We start from the raw sequence: 2,182 nt of genomic DNA on the forward strand, positions 1-2,182 counted from the left end.
ACTTTAACCTCCGCTTTTATCGCCGCAGAAGACAATCGCTTTTACGAGCACGGCGGTATCGATGTCATCGGCCTTGCTCGCGCTGCGGCTCAGTTAATCCAAGCTGGACGTATCAAAACAGGCGGCAGCACAATAACAATGCAAGTGGCCAAGAATTTCTTTCTGACCAGAGAACGGACATTCATACGAAAATTCAATGAGATTTTCCTCGCCATACAAATCGAAAGCGTGCTTTCCAAGCCGGAGATTCTTGAGCTATACCTTAACAAGATCTATTTGGGCAACCGCGCTTACGGTGTAAAAGCAGCAGCACAAGTGTATTACGGAAAAAACCTAGACGAGCTGACGCTTGCGCAAAGTGCAATGATCGCAGGGCTTCCGAAAGCACCATCAAGATACAATCCGATTATTAACCCGGAGCGCGCAAAAATTCGTCGCGACTGGATACTCAACCGCATGCTCGATCTGAATATGATTTCTATCGCCGAGCACAAAGCCGCTCGACAAGAGACAACCACGGCAGGCTACCACAACCCGCAGCCAGATCTATCAGCCCCTTACATAGCAGAGATGGCTCGTCAAAAAGCAGTCGAGCTATATGGTTCTGACGCCTATACCACCGGTTTGCGCGTTTTCGTGACCGCAAACAGCGAGTTACAGGCTCAGGCGCAGAAATCCGTCATCAATGGTTTAGAAGCTTATGATGCTCGCCATGGCTATCGAGGGCCGTTAGACAACATTGAACTTGATGGCTCAGAGAGCGATGCGGAGAAAAAACAAATCCTCCGTAGCTACCTAGCAAAAACACGCTTCACTCCAGCATTAGTTGAGGAAAGCACTTCAGACCAACTGTCAATCTTCTCTCTTGATGGCAAGCGGGGCCACATCTCACTAGAACAAGCAACGCGCGCTGCCCCCTTTATCAACATCAACAAAGTGGGCGAGCCTCCAAGCAATTTTGAAGGACTCTTCAGATCAGGCGACATCATCGAGGCGCGCCTTATCGATAACATGAATAAAGACCACACTCAGACCGAAGAAGGCGAAGTACTGCTGCATACGGAAGAGGCGACGCCGCCACAAGAGGATGAGCACCAAGCCTCGAGAGAGGCCATTCGAGACTATTCATTGTTCAGCTTCGAACTGCAACAAAGCCCCGAAGCACAAGCCGCATTGATATCTATTCGTCCAAAAGACGGAGCCATTCTCGCCCTCAGTGGAGGCTACAACTTCCAAATGAGCAAGTACAATCGCGCAACTCAGGCAAAGAGGCAGCCCGGCTCAAACTTTAAAGCATTCATTTATCTTGCAGCTCTTGAGCAAGGAAAAACTGCAGCCAGCCTAATAAATGACGCACCACTCGTGTTCGAGGACAAAAACCTAGAAACCTCTTGGCGACCAGAAAACTCGAGCGGCAAATTTTATGGACCAACAAGACTCCGGGAAGCGTTCTATCGCTCACGAAACCTAGTCTCAATTCGCCTTCTTAAAAGTCTAGGCATTAACAATACCCTCGAACGTATCAAGAAGTTCGGTTTTAACGAGAAAGACCTACCGAAGGATCTTTCTCTTGCTCTGGGAAGCGCCGGCATTACGCCCATGCAGATTGCAGCAGGGTACGCAATGATCGCTAATGGCGGCCATTATATCGAGCCGTATCTCGTAAGCCGTATAGAAAATGCTCAAGGCGAAATCCTTTTTGAAGCTGATCCTTATGTCGTTTGTGATCAGGCGTGCGAGAATGAAAATGCAGCTCGAACAGAAACATTAACAATCACGACTGCTGAAGCAGAGATTTCAGGTCGCAACCCAGAAGCTCCTACTATTAAGGTCGCCCCGAGAATCGCAGATGAACGCGCAGTTTTCATTCTTCATTCGATGATGAAGGACGTGATTCGCAAAGGCACAGGGCGAAGAGCTGCCTCAATGAAGCGCAGCGATCTTGGAGGCAAAACAGGAACGACAAATGATCAAAAAGACGCCTGGTTTTCTGGTTTCAATACCAATATTGCGACCAGCACTTGGGTCGGTTTCGATGAGCCCCGAACGCTTGGTAGAAGCGAATATGGATCCCGCGCTGCTCTGCCTATCTGGATGGAGTATATGAACGTAGCGTTAAAAGACACACCATTGGCCAACCTCAAGCAACCGAACGGCATTGTCAGCGTAAAGATAAATACCA

Annotated in this window: 1 protein-coding gene; it reads left to right on the forward strand. The window is 48.8% G+C overall.

Annotated elements, in window-relative coordinates; translation table 11 throughout:
• The coding region (locus tag A3751_RS13635) for a penicillin-binding protein 1A (protein ID WP_068456991.1) at window positions 1-2,182 on the forward strand (2,182 nt) is incomplete at both ends.

The sequence above is a fragment of the Oleiphilus sp. HI0080 genome (assembly GCF_001635135.1).